Genomic DNA, 18,594 nt, shown 5'->3' on the forward strand with positions numbered 1-18,594 from the left:
CATCTCGCGTGCTGACGTTATGGGTCTATTGTAATTACTACCCAAGCGAGATGCTTCGGCTTGCGCCTCTGCATGACGGGCAGGCAGGTGTTTTTAAGCTTCCAGTTTCGGCTGCACGGTGATGCGGTCCAGGTCGAGTTCCAGGTCGTCGTCTTCAACCAGGTACGAATCATCGTAATGCTGAATCAGCGAGTTATCAATGGTTTCGTCCTTGCCGTGCTCGAAGGTAACGAGCAAAGATGGGAGCAGAATCAGGTTCGAGAAATTGGTTATCAGCAGCGAAGCCGACATGAGCAGTCCCAGCGCCTTGGTGCCGCCAAACTCAGAGAAGGCAAACACGGAAAAGCCCAGAAACAGCACAATACTGGTGTAAATCATGCTGGTGCCCGCCTCGCTCAGCGTGGTGCTGATGGCGGCCCGCACCCGGCGGCCATTCACGGCCAGCTCCTGCCGGAACTTGGCCAGCAGGTGAATGGAGTTGTCCCCATCAATACCCAGCGCAATGCTGAAAATGAGGGCCGTGCTCGGCTTCAGCGGAATGCCAAAATAGCCCATCAGGCCACCCGTGAGCAGCAGGGTAACCAGGTTGGGCAGCAGGGTGAAGAACACCGCCCGGATGCTGCGGAACAGAATCATCACCACCAAGCCGACCAGCACAAAGGCGAGGATCAGGCTTTCCTTCAGCATGCCAATGAGGTACTCATTGCCCTTGGTGAAGAGAATAGTAGTGCCTGTCATCTTCACATCCATGCCAGTGCCATTGAAAATTTGCCGGATCTGGGGCTGAATCTGACGGGTGAGCAGGGTGTCGAGGTTACGGGAGCCGATGTCGGCAATTTTCAGCGAAATGCGGGCCTGCTGACCGGTAGAGTCGATGAAGGAGCGCAGCAGCTTGCTGTCCATACTGCCGCCTTTTTTCTGGGAGCGGGCCAGGTAGCTCAGGATAAAGTTCTTCTCCGAGTTATCGGGCAGGCGGTAATACTGCGGGTCGTCGTTGTAGAAAGCCTGGGTAGAGGCTTTCAGGAACGTTACGATGCTGACGGGCGTGGTGAGTACGGGCTGCGTGCTCAGGAACTTCTCCAGCCGGTCAATCTTTTCCAGGTTTTTCAGCTTCAGAATGCCCTTTTTCTTGCCGGTATCCACCACTATTTCCAGGGGCATCACGCCATTGAAGTGCTGCTCAAAGAACTTCAGGTCGGAGTTTACGGACGAATCCTTGGGCAGATCATCCACCATATAAGACACCGATTTCACCTTGGCAATGCCAAAAATGGAGAGCGTAACCAGGGCGGCGGCAATCAGATACACCGTACCACGGCGCTCCAGCACCAGGTAGTCGAAGAACTCGAGCAGCTTGGTCAGGGGCTTGGCTTCCAGGTGTTCCAGCTGCTTGGCCGTGGGCGGCGGCAGGTAGGTGAACACAATGGGCATCAGAATAAAAGAGATGATGAAAGCCACGAAGATGTTGATGGTGGCCACCAGCCCAAACTGATACAGAATGGCAATATTGGTGAAGCAGAACACCACAAAGCCAATGGCCGTGGTGGTGTTGTTCATGAGCGTAACCAGCCCGATTTTGCGGATAACCCGCGTCATAGCCAGTACCTGATTACCGGATTTTCGGTAGTCGTAGTGGTAGCGGCTGAGCAGATAGGTGCAGTTGGGGATGCCGATAACGATGATAATACTGGGAATCAGGCCCGTGAGCAGGTTGATTTTGTAGCCCAGCAGCACCATGGAGCCTAGGCACCACACCACTACCACCAGCACAATGAGCAGCGGAAACACCACCGCCGACCACGTGCGGAAGAACATAAGAAGCGTGAGGGCCATCATCACCACCGTCAGGCCCACGAAAAACTTCATTTCGCCGGCCACTTTGGTGGTCATGGTAGAGCGCACGTAGGGCAGGCCGGCGTAGTGCAGCCGGATGCCGGTTTTCTGCTGAAACCGCTCGGCGTGGCCCAGAATCTCCTTCATTACTGACTCCCGCTTGGAAGAGTTCAGGTACTTGGGGTCCATGGTGAGGGCCAGCAGTGTGGCGCCGGTAGTGGGCGAAATCAGCTGGCCTTTGTAGAACTCCTGGCGGTTGACTACGCCCATTAAAGAGTCCAGCTCGCGCTGGGTCTGAGGGAAGCGCCGGAAGATGGGGCTGGCCCGGAAGCTCTGCGTGGCCGTGTCTTTCTCCAGCTTAATGAGCTTGGTAACGGACAGCACCCCGCTCACGCCTTCTACTTTATTCAGGGTATCGGTGAGAATACGCAGTTCATTAAAGTTGCCCAGCCGGTACACCGAGCTGTCCTGCATACCCAGCACCAGCACGTTGCCGTCCTCGCCAAACGTCCGCTTGAAGCGCTGGAAATAGACCATGTCCGGGTCGGTGGGCGACACCACCTGAGCAAAGTCGTAGGTCATCTCGACTTTGCGGGCCTGCCAGCCCATAAACACCGTTATAGCGGCCAGGAGCAGGACCAGAAGCCGCCGGTTCTTAATGATGAATAAGGCGAGTTTACTCCACATAGGCCGCTAAAATGGAGCAAAGGTACGGAATCAGGTAATGCCGGTATAAACTGGCTAACAGGTTAACTTTAATCGTATCGGCCGGCGACAAAATTATTTGGACTTCTACGCGAAATATTCTTAAAAATATGAGCAACTTTGTAGTGCTTTATCAACGTAAAAACCCTTAAACGGCTTCCTATCCAATACTTTAATTGCACTATAATTAACAAAGCCTGCCTTTTCCCATTATATGACTTTGTACCAAACTCCGGAAGCGTCCCTGACTTATCATCACGCTACTGAAACCCTGCATCTGAGCTATAACGCAACCCGGTTGTCGGTTTCGTTTGGACAAGCATACCAGCGGGCGCTGGAGGAAATGCTGGGCAAGAACGTGGGCAAGCTCTTGCTTGATCTGAAGCGCAACGCCCCGCCAACCGATGAAGAAGACCAGATTCTGGGCCCCTTGGTTAGCAAAATCCCCAATACTTTCAACCGGCCCATTTTTATTGCCGCCGTCCTTTCCGAAGGCCAGTATCAGTATCAGATTGGCAACTACTCCGCCGGCGTAGGCAATACCATCACCCCCGAAAACGTAGAGTTCAATTATTTCACCTCCCGCAAGGAGGCCGCCGCCTGGCTCGGCGACAACTAGCACTCTCACACCTGTTGCACTGATTACCGCATAACAAAAAGCCCCTGGATAGTCTATCCAGGGGCTTTTTGTTGATAACTTCTTGATAAGTCAGTCTACAGCTTCTCGAAAATACGGGAGAAGCTCACGGCCTCCCCAATGTAGCTGCGCAGCTCGGCAATCGGCATGCGCGTCTGCTCGCGGGAGTCACGGTGACGGACGGTTACGGTGTCGTCTTCCAGCGTCTGGTGGTCAACGGCAATGCAGAACGGCGTGCCGATAAGGTCCTGGCGGGTGTAGCGCGTACCAATGGAGTCCTTCTCCTCTACTACCAGGCGGAAGTCGTGGCGCAGGCTGTTGTAGATTTCGTTGGCCTTCTCGGGCAGCCCGTCCTTTTTCACCAGCGGGAAAATGGCGGCTTTTACCGGGGCCACGGCCGGGTGCAGGCGCAGCAGCTTGCGGGTTTTGGTTTTCTGCTCCTCCCCTTCACCCTCGGTAAGGGTTTCTTCCTGGAACGCCTGGCAGAGCGTGGCCAGGAACAGACGGTCGGCGCCCACGGAGGTTTCTACCACGTAGGGCACATAGTTTCCGTAGGGCTTGCCGGTTTCGGGGTTGATGTCGTTATCGAAGTAGTTCTGCTTTTTGCGGCTCAGCGTCTGGTGCTGGGTCAGATCGAAGTCGGAGCGGGAGTGTATGCCCTCGATTTCCTTGAAGCCGAAGGGAAATTCAAACTCGATATCCACGGCGGCTTTGGCGTAGTGGGCCAGCTTGTCGTGGTCGTGGAAGCGAAGCTTGTCGGAGGGTAGGCCCAGAGCCTCGTGCCAGCGGCGGCGGGTTTCTTTCCACACGTTGTACCACTCGCCTTCGGTGCCAGGGCGCACAAAGAATTGCATCTCCATCTGCTCAAACTCCCGCATGCGGAAAATGAACTGGCGGGCCACAATTTCATTCCGGAAGGCCTTACCAATCTGGGCAATGCCGAAAGGCACCTTCTGCCGCGCCGACTTCTGTACGTTCAGGAAGTTGACGAAAATGCCCTGAGCAGTTTCGGGGCGCAGATAAATCAGTGAGGAGTCACCAGCCACGGCGCCCACCTGCGTGGAGAACATCAGGTTAAACTGGCGCACATCGGTCCAGTTCCCGGTTTTGCTGATGGGACAGGTAATCTTTTCCTCGATGATGAGTTGCTTCACGCCGGCCAGGTCCTCGGCGGTGAGCAGGCGGCCCATTTCAGCCAGCAGCGCATCGGCGCGGGTTTTGTCGCCGGCGTTTTCGTACTCGGCGGCTTTTTCCTCCAGCAGCACATCGGCGCGGTAGCGCTTCTTGCTGTCGAGGTTGTCAATCATAGGGTCGGAAAAGCCGTCGATATGGCCGGAGGCTTTCCAGGTGAGCGGGTGCATGAAGATGGCCGCATCAATGCCCACCACGTTCTGGTTGAGCTGGGTCATGGCTTTCCACCAGAGCTGTTTGAGGTTGTTTTTCAGCTCTACGCCGTTGGGACCATAGTCGTACACGGCGGCCAGGCCATCGTAAATTTCGGAGGAGGGGAACACGAAACCGTATTCCTTGGCGTGGGCCACAATGTCGGCCAGCGTGCCTTCGGTGGTATTGGCGGATTGCTGCGGTTGCTTGCTCATAGCTGCAAAAGTAGCAGAAGCTTTAGCTTGTTACAGCATAGCACCCAGCCGGAACATGAACTGCAATCCTACGTTAAGCGCAAACAAGGCACCCCATCAGTAACAATTTGATAACATTGCCCCGGTTTCCGACAAACCTACCTTTGCCGTATTCATTTTTTTACCAATCCTCCCCTCTATGTTTGGCTTAGAGCCTCATGTGCTGCTACTGCTAGTACTTTGTTTGGTAGCAGCCTGCGCATTCGAATTTGTAAATGGCTTTCATGATACGGCCAACGCCGTAGCAACCGTCATCTACACCAACACGCTGCGCCCCTGGGTGGCGGTGGTATGGTCAGCGTTCTGGAATTTCATTGGCGTATTTGCCGGTGGTATTGCCGTGGCCATGGGCATTGTGTACCTGCTGCCGGTAGAAAGCCTGGTAGACCAGAACGTATATCACGGCATAGCCATGGTAGGTGCCCTGATTCTGTCAGCTATTCTCTGGAACGTGGGCACCTGGTACTATGGCATTCCGGCCTCCAGCTCCCACGCGCTTATTGGCTCCATTCTGGGCGTAGGCATTGCCTTCTCCCTGCTGCCGGGCTCTAGTGGTGCGGCCGTAAACTGGAGCAAGGCCAGCGAAACCGGCCTGGCCCTGCTCATTGGTCCGCTGTTTGGCTTCACGCTCACCATCATCCTGATGTTTATCCTGAAGCGCTTTGTGCGCAACAAGGCCATCTTCAAGGAGCCCCACAAGCGCAAGCCCCCACCCCTGTGGATCCGGCTGGTGCTGGTGGTTACCTGCACACTGGTGAGCTTTTTCCACGGCTCCAACGATGGCCAGAAAGGTGTGGGCCTGATTATGCTGATCCTCATCGGCATTGTACCCACCTACTTTGCGCTTGACCACAGTAAAAACCCTTTGGATATGCGCGAGTCGCTGGCCCGGGTAGAATTGGTGGTTAGCAAGATAAATCCCCAGGAACTGAGCGCTTCAGAGCGCAAAAACCTGACGGAAGTGAAAGCACAGACCGCCACGCTGGACAGCATTTTCCTAGGTAAAACCGATGTTTCGCAGATACCCCAGGACCAGCGCTTCCACATCCGCAAAGCCATTCTGCTGACCTACAGCCGGGCCAAGAAGATTATGGAAAGCGAGAAAGTAAGCCTGAGCACCGCCGACCGCAAAATCTACGATGAAGGCATTAAGGACATGCGCTCCTTCACTGACTATGCTCCCTGGGGCGTGCTCCTGATGGTGTCTTTGTCCCTAGGCGTGGGTACCATGGTAGGCTGGCAGCGCATTGTAAAAACCATTGGTGAGCGGATTGGTAAAGAGCACCTGACCTATGCGCAGGGCGCCTCCTCCGAGCTGGTAGCGGCCAGCATGATTGGTATCTCTACCTGGGCAGGCCTGCCGGCTTCTACCACCCACGTCTTGTCCTCGGCCATTGCCGGTTCTATGGTGGCCAACCGTGGCATCAAGAACCTGAATCCTCAAATGGTGCGCAATATTGCCCTGGCCTGGGTGCTGACCCTGCCGGTTACCATGTTCCTCTCGGGGGGCCTGTTTCTCTTGTTCCGGGCACTGATGTAGGCAACTGCCACTCTTGAATAAGCACAAAAAAGCCACCTCTTGCGGGGTGGCTTTTTTGTTTTCCGGCTTAGCCAGACTATTCTGGACTATTGCACTAGCAATTGAATTTTACTGGATTCCGGCCAACGAAACGTGCGGAAAATTAGCCACTTATCCACTTATCCACAGGGGATAAGTGGCTTTTTGTGGAAAACTCTGCCTACGAAGGCCACTGCACTTCCAGGTCCTCGTTGATAAACACCCCGAAGTTGATAAACTGCAGCTGGTCCTCATCAAAGTAAAGGTCAATCATTTCCTTTTCATAGGAAAGGCGTACTTCGCCGGTATCCATCTTCTCTATTTCGCTGTGGGCAAAGCCATTTGCCTTCATCAGGTCCTGAATTTCCTGTTGGCTTTTGCCATGAATGGCTTCGCCGAACAGGCGCATGCCGGGGTTATCGGTTTCAATGCAGCTGAGGCGGTAATCGTCTTCGCGGTCGAAGTACAGGGAGTAGCCTTCGTCCAGGTAGTTCCAGGCCTGGTGCTCAAACTCGTCGTCGTCGTCTGATTCCTCAATTTCTTCGGGCTCGCCCATCAGCACGCGCACCTGATCCATGCTGGCGCCAAATTTCAGCGGACCCATTCCAACGCCAAGGGTAATTTCATTTTCGTCGATGCTGCTGGGGCTTTGGTTGGGCGTATTCATAGCGAGAGTTGATTGTTTGGGAGGTTTGTGGCGTAAAGGTAGACAATGGAGCGGCACCCCGGAGGTCTTTCGCCGGGCTTGCTTACGCCGGGGCGGGCAGAGGGGTTTACTTTCCGTACTGTGTCTCAAAAGCGGCCCGCTGCCGCACGTACTCGGGGTGTAGGCGGGCCTCGTCCCACTTTAGCTTGAAGATGCGCGCAGCGGCCGCCTTTTCGGGGTCCTCAGGGGCACGGGGCAGCTCGGCCCGGCCGTGCGCTCCACTCTGGCCTTTCTTATCGGCGGGTACCGGCCCCTCGTATTTCTTGCCGCCGCGGTGGTTGGCGTAGCGCCGGGCCCGGGTGTAGCCCATCTGCAGAAACTTGCGGGCCATATCGGCTCCCACAAAGTCTTCGGCTTTCAGATAATCCAGGAACAGGCCAAAGATGTGCTCCGACGATTCCCGGGCCAGCTCCGGCGTGCGAAAGCGCCAGTGCGGAAGTATCTCGCTTTTGTAAGGCTGTACCAGCAGCACGCCCTGCTCACCCTTGCCCACCCGGTACAGCTCCGGGTGCTGGCGAAAATCGGTGTGTTGAAAATCCTGGTCGTAGTTGAAAGGCATGGCGGCGTGGAAAGCTGACTGCCTGCTATACGCCAAGCGGCGGCAGAAGTAGCCCAACCCCAAACCCATTTTCTGCGCGCCACATTTTTTTGGCCGGCCCAGAGTTTTCCACTCAGTTAATAACTTTTTAAAAGTCTTTTTTTAAATATTCTTTTTTAATCCCCATCGTTAGGGCAGTGGATAAGTGGATAAGCGAAAATAGTTATTCACAGGCTGAAAACTTGTGCACAAGTCCACCCTTATACACCCACAATCCACAGCCAATGTGGATTGTAAATAACTGATTTATAAATTATTGTTTTATTTATTAACAATCCACAGGCTTATCCACGAATCCACAATTCACACTTACCCCCCTATGTGGATTAGCGTATTCCACAGGCCGAGTTATCCACCCTTATCCACCATCGGTTTTGGCTGTGCTGAGCCGCACACACGCAAAAAAACTTATCCGCAATTTCTCCACGTGTTATCCCCACGTTGCCACACCATTATCCACAGATTTCCTCCCGGCCCCACTGGCCCGTGGATAACCCTGTGGAATACGGTTTAGCTATAAGAGGAAAACCTGCTCTGTTACTTCCCAGAAGGGAAAACGGGTGTGGATAGCTTAAGCAGGAGAGTTGATAACCCAGCCGGACGCGGCGGAAAACCAGCTGCGGGCCAGTCATAAAAAAACCGCCGACTCCCGGGAGCCGGCGGTTCTAAAAGGCGAAAAGGCTACCGTTAGAAGCTCACGCGGATGTCTTCCACCTCCCAGTTAGCGCGCACCTGAATAGGCTGCGGATAGATGAAGACAGGCTCCGGTACCTGGCGCAATTGCGGGTCGCCGGCCTGCCAGCGGCCGTCCCCGTTAGCATCCACCAGCACCCGAATTCGGTAGCTACCGGGTGCCAGGTTATCGAAGCGAAAAGTCTTAGGCGAAAGCAGGGAGCGAACCAGGTTACCTTTCTCATCCAGCAGCTGCAACTCAAAACGGCGTTTGGGGGCGGTTTGCACCGTGCCGGCTACCGTGCCGGTAGTAGACTGCTCCGTGAGAACAAAGCGCATGGGACGTAGGCGTAGGCTTTGGCCGGTTACGCTTTGCACCACCGTGCTATCCAATAATAGCGTCACGTAGTTGCGGGCGCGGGTGTTCAGTGCCACGGTGAGCTGGGTGCGGTCGGGGCTTAGGACAATGTTAGCGGGCTGGAGGGGGCGGCGCGTGGTAGAGTCCTCTACCAGTACGCCAACAGGCTTTTTCGGCTCCAGTCGTAGTGGTTCCGAGAATTTTATCACAATCTGCCCCTGGCGGTATACCTCCTTGGCATTCCCTTCAATTGTCCAGGGTAGGCCAGCGCTGGCAGTAGGGGGAGCCGGCGCAAACTTCACATTCACGGTATCCCGGGCTGTATTGCCGGCACTGTCTGTAGCTGCCAGCAGGTAACGGCCCGCCTGCAGCGCGGCCGTCTGGTATAAGTTTACCCGCTTGCCGGCTTCTGCCACCTGCAGTAATTCCGGGGCCACGGCATTGCCCGCCAGCGCGGAAAGGGCCGCCGTACGTACACCTTCATTATAGGAAACAGCAAAGCGGCCCGTTTCTGCTTTTTGGGAAAGAATAATAGGCGGGCGGGAATCCGGGCGGGTAAGCAGGAGTTGCACTGAATCGATGCCCGGGCGCACAGTCAGCATCTCGGGCAGATAGGCTATTTTCTCCCCTTCTTCGTAGCGGCTGGTTTGGTTTTTATCGGCCAAGGCAAAAAGCCGAAAGCGCCCTTCTTTCAAATTGCGCAGGGTAAATTGGCCTTCCTTGTCGGTACGGGCCAGGTAGTAAGGGCGGCCGCGCCGGATGTTGGCTGTATCAGCTTCTGGGTACAGTACCACCGACACATCAGCGGCCGGGGCTTGGGTCAGCAGGTCGCGCACGCTTCCCTTCACCGAGCCAGAATCCAGGGCAGCACCGGTACTGAAACTCAGGATAACATCCGTAGCCGGATTGCTTTCCGTGATATCGGAAATAGCTTCGCGGAAGTTGAAGGAATAGGTAGTGTTGGGCTCGAAAGGCTTCTCGAACTGCAGTTCAATGGCATTGCGCTCCTCGCGCACCTTGTACTTGTTCGCTTCGGAAAGCAGGGGGGCTACCAGCAGGTTTTTGGTGAGGTCCTTCACCTGCACCGGCTCCGAAAACTCCAGCCGAATGGTGCGCCCGGTTACGTTCACGGCGCGGTCGGTGGGCTGGGTGCTGACCAGCTTAGGCGGCACGGTATCACGGGCGCCGCCCTCCGGCGAGCTGATAGCCGCGCAACCGCTGAGCACGGTTCCGACAAGAAAAAACAGGGGCAAGTAAGCGCGGGCTGGCATGGCAGGCTACAACGTGAAACGGCCGGCAATATCGGAACCGGAAACCACATGCTGCCGCGGAAGCCGAAGCAGCGGGTCTCCCCTCCCCTCCTGCCGTTCCCGCCTACAGCGGGAGCAGTCTTACGCAAAACCAGGAAAAGCGGGCGGCCGTTAGCGCCGACTTGCTACGTAAATCAGGCTGGAGTACTGGTTTTCGTTATCGGCCGCGTACTGATTAGAGGCATAGCCGGTGCGCAACACGCTCAGCATCCCTTTCCCCTTGCCCGACTGATGCTTCTCGCTGAGCATGCTCACATAGTAGGCATCCAGCGGCATAGGCAACGTCTGGCGCAGCTGCAGCTTATGCTTTTTAAGCAGCAGGGCCATGGTTTTGGGGCTGAAATGATACAGGTGGCGGGGCACATCATAGGCAGCCCAATCTTGCTTGTAGTGCTGCGCATCGAAGCTTTCCACGTTGGGTACGGCAATGATGAGCACACCATCGGGCTTCAGCAGGCCGATGAGCTGGTCCAGCGTTTCGTTCAGCGTGTGCACGTGCTCCAGCACGTGCCAGAGAGTAATAGCGTCAAAAGAACCGGCTCCCAGAGAGCTTAGGCTCTCACTGCCTACGGGCTGACCCACGCGGCGCGTGGCTTCCTCGCGGGCGCGGGCGTTGGGCTCGTAGCCGGCCACCTGCCAGCCTTTGCGCTTGGCAGCGGCCAGGAAATGCCCGGTGCCGCAGCCATAATCCAGCAACTTGCCCCGGCGCGGCGCCAAGTGGTTTAGCAACGACACCTTGCGGCGCATGGTAAACATGCGCGCCAGCCGGTATACCTGGTTGATGACGCCGGCCGCTGTGCTATTGTGCGACACGTAAGCATCCGACTCATAGTAGCGGCCAATGCCCTGGGCATCGGGCCGGGGGTTAGTGAACTGGAACGTGCAGGCCTCGCACTGCACAATAGCAAAGCTTTCCTGGCTCACCGATTTGTCTTCCACCACCAGCTTATTGCGAAAGCTGCTCTTCCCGCAAACCGGGCACTTCTCCAGACGTTCGTACAGCACGCTTTTTTCTTCTGAATTCTACAGGGTTGAATAGCAACGGAAGCCAGCTCCTGCCCTATTCAGTAGGCAAAGTTCTAAAAAACAAATTCTGAATCCCGACCAGCAAGAAGAGTAACTCAACTGCCCGGTCGGGATTCAGAATTCAAAAATCGGCATTATTTCCCTAGGTATACCATCAATACCGAAATATCGGCCGGCGTAACCCCGCTGATGCGGGCCGCCTGACCAATAGTTTCGGGCTGCACGCGCAGCAGCTTTTCGCGGGCCTCATAGGAAAGCGCCGGCATTTGCTTGTAGTCCAGCCGGCCCTGTATCACGAAGTTTTCCAGCTCCTGCATGCGGCCGGCCTGCTGGTGTTCCTTCTCAATGTAGGTTTCGTACTTGATGCGGATGATGGCTTGCTCCAGCGAGTCGGCGCGGAAGGGAGCCAGGGCCAGCGTGAGCGTAGGCAAGGTGCGTGTGAGGTCTGCCAGCTCAATATTGGGGCGGCGCAGCAGGTTTACGGCACGGGTTTTCTCGTGAATGGTGGCCGAACCCAGCTCTTCCAGCAGCCCGTTGATTTCGGCGGGTTCAATGGCATGCTGCTGCAGCAACTCTACTATCCCAGCCGTCTCGCGCTCCTTCTGGCGTACCAGCTCCATACGCTCTTCCGAGGCCAGCCCTAAGGCAAAGCCCAGCGGCGTGAGGCGCAGGTCGGCGTTGTCCTGGCGCAGCAAAATGCGGTGCTCGGCGCGACTGGTGAACATGCGGTAGGGCTCGTCGGTGCCTTTGTTGACCAGGTCATCAATGAGCACCCCAATGTAGGCTTCGCTGCGCTTCAGGATAAAAGGCTCCTTACCGTGCACCCGGTTGTGGGCATTAATTCCCGCCATCAAACCCTGACACGCCGCTTCCTCGTAGCCCGTGGTGCCGTTGATCTGGCCCGCGAAATAGAGGTTTTTGATGCGCTTGGTTTCCAGCGTGAGCTGCAGCTGCGTAGGCGGGAAGAAGTCGTACTCAATGGCGTAGCCCGGGCGGAACATCTTTGCGTTTTCGAAGCCGGCAATTTTGCGCAGGGCGCGGTACTGCACGTCCTCAGGCAAGGAAGAGCTAAAGCCGTTTACATATACCTCTACCGTGCTCCAGCCTTCAGGCTCTACAAAAATCTGGTGGCGGTCCTTATCCGCAAAGCGGTTGATTTTATCCTCTACCGAAGGGCAATAGCGCGGCCCTAAACCCTTGATGCGGCCCTGGAACATGGGGGACTTCTCGAAACCTTCTTTCAGGATTTCGTGCACCTCCGGGTTGGTGTAAGTAATGTAGCAGGGGCGCTGCTTGGGCAGCGTGGGAGTATCCAGATAAGAGAACTTGCTCGGCACTTCGTCGCCGGGCTGCTCCTCCATTTTGGAGTAGTCCAGGGAGCGGCCATCCACGCGGGGTGGGGTGCCGGTTTTCATGCGTCCGGCTTCAAAGCCCAGCTGAATCAGCTGCTCCGTAATGCCGGTGCTGCCTTTCTCGGCCGCGCGGCCGCCACCAAACTGCTTCTCCCCAATGTGAATAAGTCCATTCAGGAACGTGCCATTCGTCAGCACCACTGATTTGCCCCGGAATTCGATGCCCAGCGCGGTTTTTACGCCCACTACGGTTTCATCTTCCACTACCAGGCCGGTAACGGCTTCCTGCCAGAAGTCCACGTTGGGGGTTTGCTCCAGGGTCATGCGCCACTCTTCGGCAAAGCGCATCCGGTCACTTTGCGCCCGCGGGCTCCACATGGCGGGGCCTTTGGAGCGGTTCAGCATCCGGAATTGAATCATGGTTTTGTCGGTGATGATGCCCGACTGCCCGCCCAGCGCGTCCACCTCGCGCACAATCTGCCCTTTGGCCACCCCGCCCATGGCCGGGTTACACGACATCTGCGCAATGGTGTTCATGTTCATCGTTACCAGCAGCACCTTGGACCCCAGGTTGGCAGCCGCGGCAGCGGCCTCACAACCGGCGTGGCCGGCTCCTACTACAATAACATCGTACTCTTCTTGCTGAAACATGGCGGGCAAACAGTAGCGCGAAGCTCCAGCTTCGCACGTCGGTGAACTAACAGTTCGGGGGTAACATCAAGGGCTAGGCCGGGCGTTCAATCAGGCGCTGGCTGGAGCTTAGCGCGGTATACATCAAACAGAAAACGCCCACGGTTGGGCAGGCGCTGCTTTAGGAAATCATGATTAGAAAGCCGGCCGCAACACGCTCAAAACGTGCGCAAAGATACGCAGTCAGCGGCTTTTTTCGCAGGGGTGGTTTACTCGTCGGAATGGCTGTCGGGTTCCTCCTCCGGCATGGCCCGCAATAGCTCATCTGATTGCCGGGCTACTTCCGCCCAGGAAAAGGCCCGCCACCGGCCACTTTGGGAGTCATAAACCTGCGTGGCGGCCGGGCAGGGAAACAGTTTGTAGTCGAATTTGGGATACTGGTGCACCATGTAGCCCGGATAATAATAGTGGTACTGCCGCTGCTGCGCTACGTTCAGTTTAAGCAGCATCAGGTACTTGCCCAGGCTGTATTTGCGGTACTCAGGATGATAGAAATTCATGATGCCGGCCATACTCCGCACCCCGCTGTCGAAAATGCCCAAGGCAATGAGCTGGCCTCCGTCCCGGATTTCGATTACCTCCGTGGTGAATACATTGTGCGTGGCCCCGGCCAGCAAGAAGGCTTCTATTGTGGGTGGCGCATCAAAGGTGATGCTGTTGCGGTAGAGGGCATACAGGGTCTCGTATTCCTCGGTAAGGCGAAACGATTGGATGGTGGTAGTGAACCGCTCATTGAGCCGTAACAGCCGCCGTTGCTGAGGGCCATACTGCACCCGGGATAGTACCAGCCGGAGCCAATGGGCCGTGTAAAGCTCATTTTCAATGGGCAGGAAATGACAGGTGAACAGGTCCTGGTGCATGCGGTAATACCCCTGACCCAGATAAAAATCCAGCGCTTCGCCGGGAATAAACAAAGGGGAATGCGGGGTAGCAGCCATAGGGCACTCAGGAGGTCACACCAACCAGTATTAACATAAAACGGCGCAAAGTTCAGCAGGATATAGGCTCCTATGCTACCTCGGCAGCCATAAAAAACGCCCGTACTGAGCACGGGCGTCTGTAATTCTGGAAAGCGGATGGGTTAGAAAGTGCGCAGCGAAAGGCAGTCGTCTTCTTTTTTGCGCATAGCCGTTTGACTCAGCAGGTCTTTGTCTTGGTAGCCCAACAGGTGCAACACGCCGTGAATCATTACGCGGTGCAACTCATCCTTGAAGGGTACACCCATTTTCGCGGCGTTTTCGCGCACCCGCTCTACTGATATAAACACGTCACCTTCAATAATATCGGCATCATCGGCATTGTCGAAGGTGATGACATCAGTATAGGTGTCGTGGTCGAGGTACTCCACGTTCACGCGGTGCAGATACTCGTCGGAGCAGAAGATGTAGGTAAGCTGCACAATTTCGTGCTCGTGCACCGCAGCCACCCGTTCAATCCAGGAGGTCAGCGCTTCGGCATCACCCAGCTCAAAATCAACATCTTCTACTAGGAATTCGATGCCGTGGGTTTCGCGCCCGCGGGTATCGTCATCGTGGTCTTCTTCGTGCTCGGGGGGCAAGGAGTTCATGCCGCGTTGTGGTCAGTGGCGGAAGAGGTAGTCGTGGAGTCTTCACCATCAGCTTCCGGTACCAGATGGAACGTGAGCTGCACGTGGCGGCCATCTTTGCTGAATTCTACTTCATCGGCTAGGTGGCGGATGAGGAAAATACCGCGGCCCCCGGGGTTTTCCAGGTTTTCCGGGGCGGTAGGGTCCAGCAGATTGGTATAGTCAAAGCCTTCGCCCTGGTCTTCTACCTCAAACTTTACCTTGTCCTGCCCCATCTGCAACGACAGGAAAACGTTCTTATCCTTATCGAATTTGTTGCCATGGCGAATGGCGTTATTGACGGCCTCCGTCACGGCAACCATGATGTTGCCGTAGATATCGTCCTCAATGTTAAAGGTATCCTTCGAGTTGTCGATGAAACTCTCTACCACACGGATATTCTCAACGAGCGAAGGAATCTGAATTTTTACCTGCTTCATAAAAAGGGGAAGGGACGCGGAAGGGGGGTAAATTTAGCGAGACGCTATTTCATTTTCTGAAAATATTCACTCACCTCCCGTTGGTAGTACGGAGTGAGGGCCGGGGGCACTGTCCGAAGCAGTTCCGTTTGCCGCTCTTTCTGCCGTTTGTAGCGCTCGAAAGCAGGCGGAAAAACCGGCGGACGGTTCTGAGCGGTCTGCGCTTCCCGCTTATCATCCTGGTCCCGCTCCCGGGCCGATTTCTCGGCTTCCAGCAGGCGGGTCAGGATTTGACGCTGACGCATAACCGTTTGCTCCGTTAGCCGCTTGTTTACGAGGTCCGTCTCGGTTTGTTCCATCATTTTTTTCACATCCCCTAGGTTTCCTCCACCCTGCTGGCCTTTTCCTTCCTTGCCGCCCTGCTGCATTTTCTCCAGCTCTTTCAGGGCTTCGCGCAGCATTTGCTGCTGGGCCGCCAGCTTGGCCAGGTCTTCGGAGAGGCCCCGGCCGGTTTTGCCGCTTTGCTGTAGCTGCTGAATCTGCTGATTGAGCTGTTGCTGCATCTTGCCCAACTGGCCCTCGCCGGCCTGGTTGCCTTTCTTCTTTTTCTTGCCGGGCTTGCCGCCACTCTGCTGTTGCTGCTGGGCCTGGCGCTGCTGGTCCTGCATCTGTTTCAGGGCGTCGTTCAGCATCAGGGCTAGGTTGTTCATGCTGGTCATGGCCTGCTGCTGATGGGCGGTGGCACGGGCTACGTCGCGCTGCCGGATCTGGTCCATGGCCTCGTCCATGCGGCCGTTCATCTCTCCTACCTCGCGGGTAACAAAGCTTTGGAGCTGGAAAACGCGCTTAGCCAGGGCGTAAAGCGAGTCCTGCACCACGCGGGCATCGTCCTTGAGCTTGCGCTGCTGCTGGCCCAGCTGCACGAAGCGCGGGTCCTGCTGATCTACGGTGCGGAATTGCTTCATCAGTCCCTCCTGATCGAAGGATAGCTTCAGGAGGTTCTCAAGGATGTCGCGCAGGTCATCAATGTTTTCCTGCTGCTGGTCTGACTCCTCCTCGCTCATTTGCTGCTCCATCTGCTGGGCCATCTGCTGCATTTGCTGGGCGGCCTGCTTCTGGTTCTGACTGGCTTTCTGGTTCTGGTTTTTGCCCAGCTGCTCCTGGCTTTGCTGCATCTGCTCGTCTACCTGCTGCTGCTGGGGCTGCATGTCGTCGGCGCCATTCTCGTTGTTGAGCTGGTCGTCCATCTTCTTGAGCTCGTCCAGGTTTTTCTGCACCTCGTCAAACTGCTGCTGCTTTTCGGCCTGCTCCTGCTTGAGCTGCTCGTTTTTGGCTTTCTGTTCCTGGTTGCTGAGCTTGTTTTCGGGGTTGTTCTTGTCGTTCTGCTCAGTTTTCTCGGCCAGCTGCTGCTCTTCCTTGGCCAGCTGCTGCAGCTTTTCCAGGGTTTGCTCCTGCTTTTGCTCAAACTGCAGCTGCTTGAACATTTCCAGCGCCCGCTCCAGCTCTTTCTGCAGGGTATTTTCCTTGTTTTCTAGCTTTTGCATGAGCTGCTGCATTTCCAGCTGGTTCTGGTCCTGCTTCTGGTCCAGCAGCTTCTGCAGCTCATCGTAGAGCTTTTTGGTTTCGGGGTCCAGCAGGGAGTCCATCAGCTTTTTCAGCTCCTCGGCTTTTTCGGCCAGCTCCTGGCTTTTGGGGTCCAGCTCATTCTGCTTCTGATTCAGCTCATCAAAGAGCTTTTTCATGTCGGCAATCTGGTCGTCCATCTGCTGCTTCTGGGCCAGCATATCCTGCAGCTGCTTGCGGTCCTGAAAGTTCAGGTCGCGCTTCACCTTCAGCTTGTCCTCCGCCTTGGCCAGCTCCCGCTCCAGCTTTTTCGACTGCTCCGCCGAGCGGCTCAGCTGGCTCTGCACCGATTTCGACTGGGCACTCAGCTGCTGCTGCAACTCAGAGCGCGAAGGCAGCTTAAACTCCGCCGCCCGGCTCCGGGCAGATTTAGGCCCGTGCACGCCGTCGTTATCCCACACCTGCACATAGTATTCCAGCCGGTCGCCGGGCTTCATGCCTACCGGCCGCAAATCCCACTGGTAAGCGTACACCTGGGCCGGGCCGCTTTGCAGCGGTAGGGCGCGCGTTTGGTAGCTGACATTGGGCCGCGCTTTGGAAAGCACGCGGTAGTGCAGCTGCAGGCGCGTGAGGCCATAATCGTCGCGCACGGTGCCGCCCAGCGCCAGGTAGCGCAGGGAAGTGGTATCGGGGAAGGTTTCCAGGGTGATATCGGGCACTTGGTCCGGAATGGCCGTGAGCTGGTACTGAATAGGGTCGCGGTTGAGGCTGGCGGCATTTTGCAGGCGCACGGCATACTCCTGCGAACGAAGCACGCGCCGCGTCACCCGGAACTGGTCATCATCGGCCTGGGCCGTAACCGTTTCTTCGGGGTTTTTAAAGAGCAGCTGGAGCTGGTCGGTAGCGGCGGTAGAAAACTCCCAGCGCACCGTGCTGCCCTCGGGAACCGTCAGGTTGCCGGTGTTCTGCACCGTTTCGCTGGCTTTGTTGAGGTAGCCGGGGTAGGTAATCTGCACGGTAAAGTCGCGCAGGTTGGGGCGCTCCTGCACCGTCAGGGCATACTCATCGGAGGTAAACCCCGCGGCGGCCAGCTGGAAATCCACGGAGCGCTGCAGCTGCTGAAACTGGTAGGTAAACCGGTTGCCGGCTTCTTTCTGCAGGTGCCGTTCCCGGCCCGCGTACTGAATGCTGATTTCATTTGGCAGGGCCTCCCCTTCTACGGTTACTTCCAGCTTGAAATCTTCGCCCTTAAAGGCTTTCAGATTCTTGTTTTCGACTACAAAGCGGAAAGGCGCCGGCGGCGAGTAGGTGCGGCGGTAGTGCAGAATGCGGTTCGTGCCCTGCACAAACAGGCTGGGATAAACCAGGAGCAGGAGCACCACCACGCCGGCCGGCACGGCCACATACTTCCACAGCGGCCGGGTCTGGGATTTGATATTGATGCCTTCGGCGAATTCCAGCCCGGTAAGCTGGGCGGCACGCTGGTCCAGACTGGCGGCAATCAGGGCGTTTTCACGTGCCTGGCCCTGCAGCTGCAGGGCGTTAAGCAGCTTATCCTGCACCTGGGGGAATAGCTCCCCTACGCGCAGGGCGGCTTGCTCATCAGACAGCAGGCGGCGCAGGTTGGTAAGGGCTGCCAGCGGCTGCCAGATCCAATGCACAAAGGCGTAAGCAGCTAAGCCCAGAAACCCGAACAGCAGCCCGCCCCGCACCCAGGTGGGCAGGTACAGAAAGTACTCCAGCAGGTTGAAAACCAGGAAAAGCGTGAGCAGCAGGCCGCCCGCTACCAGCGCGCCACGCACCAGTAGATTGAGATAAAACTTGCGCTTAAAGGCCTCCAGCTGCGTGAGCACCTGGGCCAGGGCTCCCGCCTGGGCGGCCGTCGGTTTTGCTACCGACCCGATTTCTTTCTCCACCAGCATAAAAACACGCCTGTTCAGGACCG

The 18,594-nt window shown here is 56.4% G+C and carries 13 protein-coding genes; 2 read left to right on the plus strand and 11 right to left on the minus strand.

The window, feature by feature from the left end; genetic code table 11:
- Positions 1–93 precede the first annotated feature (93 nt).
- Positions 94–2,520, minus strand: a complete 2,427-nt coding sequence (locus Q4G72_RS01530; RefSeq protein WP_303309671.1) for an efflux RND transporter permease subunit — start codon at positions 2,518–2,520, stop codon at positions 94–96.
- Between the two features lie 232 nt (positions 2,521–2,752).
- Here Q4G72_RS01530 and Q4G72_RS01535 point away from each other — a divergent pair, with 232 nt between their 5' ends.
- The gene (locus tag Q4G72_RS01535) at positions 2,753–3,157 is read left to right on the plus strand and encodes a hypothetical protein (protein WP_303309672.1); all 405 of its coding nucleotides are present in this window, start codon (positions 2,753–2,755) and stop codon (positions 3,155–3,157) included.
- Positions 3,158–3,252: 95 nt separating this feature from the next.
- Here the strand turns inward: Q4G72_RS01535 and Q4G72_RS01540 are convergent, their stop codons facing one another.
- Positions 3,253–4,773: a glycine--tRNA ligase gene (locus tag Q4G72_RS01540; protein WP_303309673.1), complete on the minus strand. Its 1,521-nt coding sequence runs from the start codon at positions 4,771–4,773 to the stop codon at positions 3,253–3,255.
- A gap of 178 nt (positions 4,774–4,951) precedes the next feature.
- Here Q4G72_RS01540 and Q4G72_RS01545 point away from each other — a divergent pair, with 178 nt between their 5' ends.
- Complete coding sequence (locus Q4G72_RS01545; protein WP_303309674.1) at positions 4,952–6,352, plus strand: inorganic phosphate transporter; 1,401 nt, start codon at positions 4,952–4,954, stop codon at positions 6,350–6,352.
- A 199-nt stretch (positions 6,353–6,551) separates the two neighbouring features.
- Here Q4G72_RS01545 and Q4G72_RS01550 read toward each other — a convergent pair whose 3' ends face one another.
- The 9 genes from Q4G72_RS01550 to Q4G72_RS01590 all read right to left on the minus strand — a co-directional run bounded on the left by Q4G72_RS01550 (position 6,552) and on the right by Q4G72_RS01590 (position 18,571).
- Positions 6,552–7,037: a hypothetical protein gene (locus Q4G72_RS01550; RefSeq protein WP_121236322.1), complete on the minus strand. Its 486-nt coding sequence runs from the start codon at positions 7,035–7,037 to the stop codon at positions 6,552–6,554.
- Between the two features lie 106 nt (positions 7,038–7,143).
- A complete protein-coding gene (locus Q4G72_RS01555) occupies positions 7,144–7,635 on the minus strand; it encodes a DUF4385 domain-containing protein (protein WP_303309675.1) in 492 nt (163 codons plus the stop codon).
- 726 nt (positions 7,636–8,361) lie between these two features.
- Positions 8,362–9,975 (minus strand): Ig-like domain-containing domain, encoded by a 1,614-nt coding sequence (locus Q4G72_RS01560; RefSeq protein ID WP_303309676.1) that lies wholly within the window; start codon positions 9,973–9,975, stop codon positions 8,362–8,364.
- Between the two features lie 150 nt (positions 9,976–10,125).
- Entirely contained in the window at positions 10,126–11,019 is an 894-nt protein-coding gene (locus Q4G72_RS01565) for a class I SAM-dependent methyltransferase (RefSeq protein ID WP_303309677.1), read from the minus strand.
- A 155-nt stretch (positions 11,020–11,174) separates the two neighbouring features.
- Positions 11,175–13,043 carry a tRNA uridine-5-carboxymethylaminomethyl(34) synthesis enzyme MnmG gene (gene mnmG / locus Q4G72_RS01570; protein WP_303309678.1) on the minus strand — a complete coding sequence of 623 codons (1,869 nt, stop codon included), beginning with the start codon at positions 13,041–13,043 and terminating at the stop codon, positions 11,175–11,177.
- A 248-nt stretch (positions 13,044–13,291) separates the two neighbouring features.
- A complete protein-coding gene (locus tag Q4G72_RS01575) occupies positions 13,292–14,020 on the minus strand; it encodes a GNAT family N-acetyltransferase (RefSeq protein WP_303309679.1) in 729 nt (242 codons plus the stop codon).
- Positions 14,021–14,163: 143 nt separating this feature from the next.
- A complete protein-coding gene (gene ybeY / locus Q4G72_RS01580; RefSeq protein WP_303309680.1) occupies positions 14,164–14,649 on the minus strand; it encodes an rRNA maturation RNase YbeY in 486 nt (161 codons plus the stop codon).
- A complete protein-coding gene (locus Q4G72_RS01585) occupies positions 14,646–15,107 on the minus strand; it encodes an ATP-binding protein (protein WP_303309681.1) in 462 nt (153 codons plus the stop codon). The genes ybeY and Q4G72_RS01585 overlap by 4 nt, the downstream gene beginning before the upstream one ends.
- Before the next feature lie 44 nt (positions 15,108–15,151).
- On the minus strand, positions 15,152–18,571 hold the full coding sequence (locus Q4G72_RS01590; protein ID WP_303309682.1) for a DUF4175 family protein: 3,420 nt from the start codon (positions 18,569–18,571) through the stop codon (positions 15,152–15,154).
- Between the last annotated feature and the right edge of the window lie 23 nt (positions 18,572–18,594).

The sequence above is a fragment of the Hymenobacter sp. BT730 genome (assembly GCF_030542105.1).
GTDB lineage: Bacteria > Bacteroidota > Bacteroidia > Cytophagales > Hymenobacteraceae > Hymenobacter.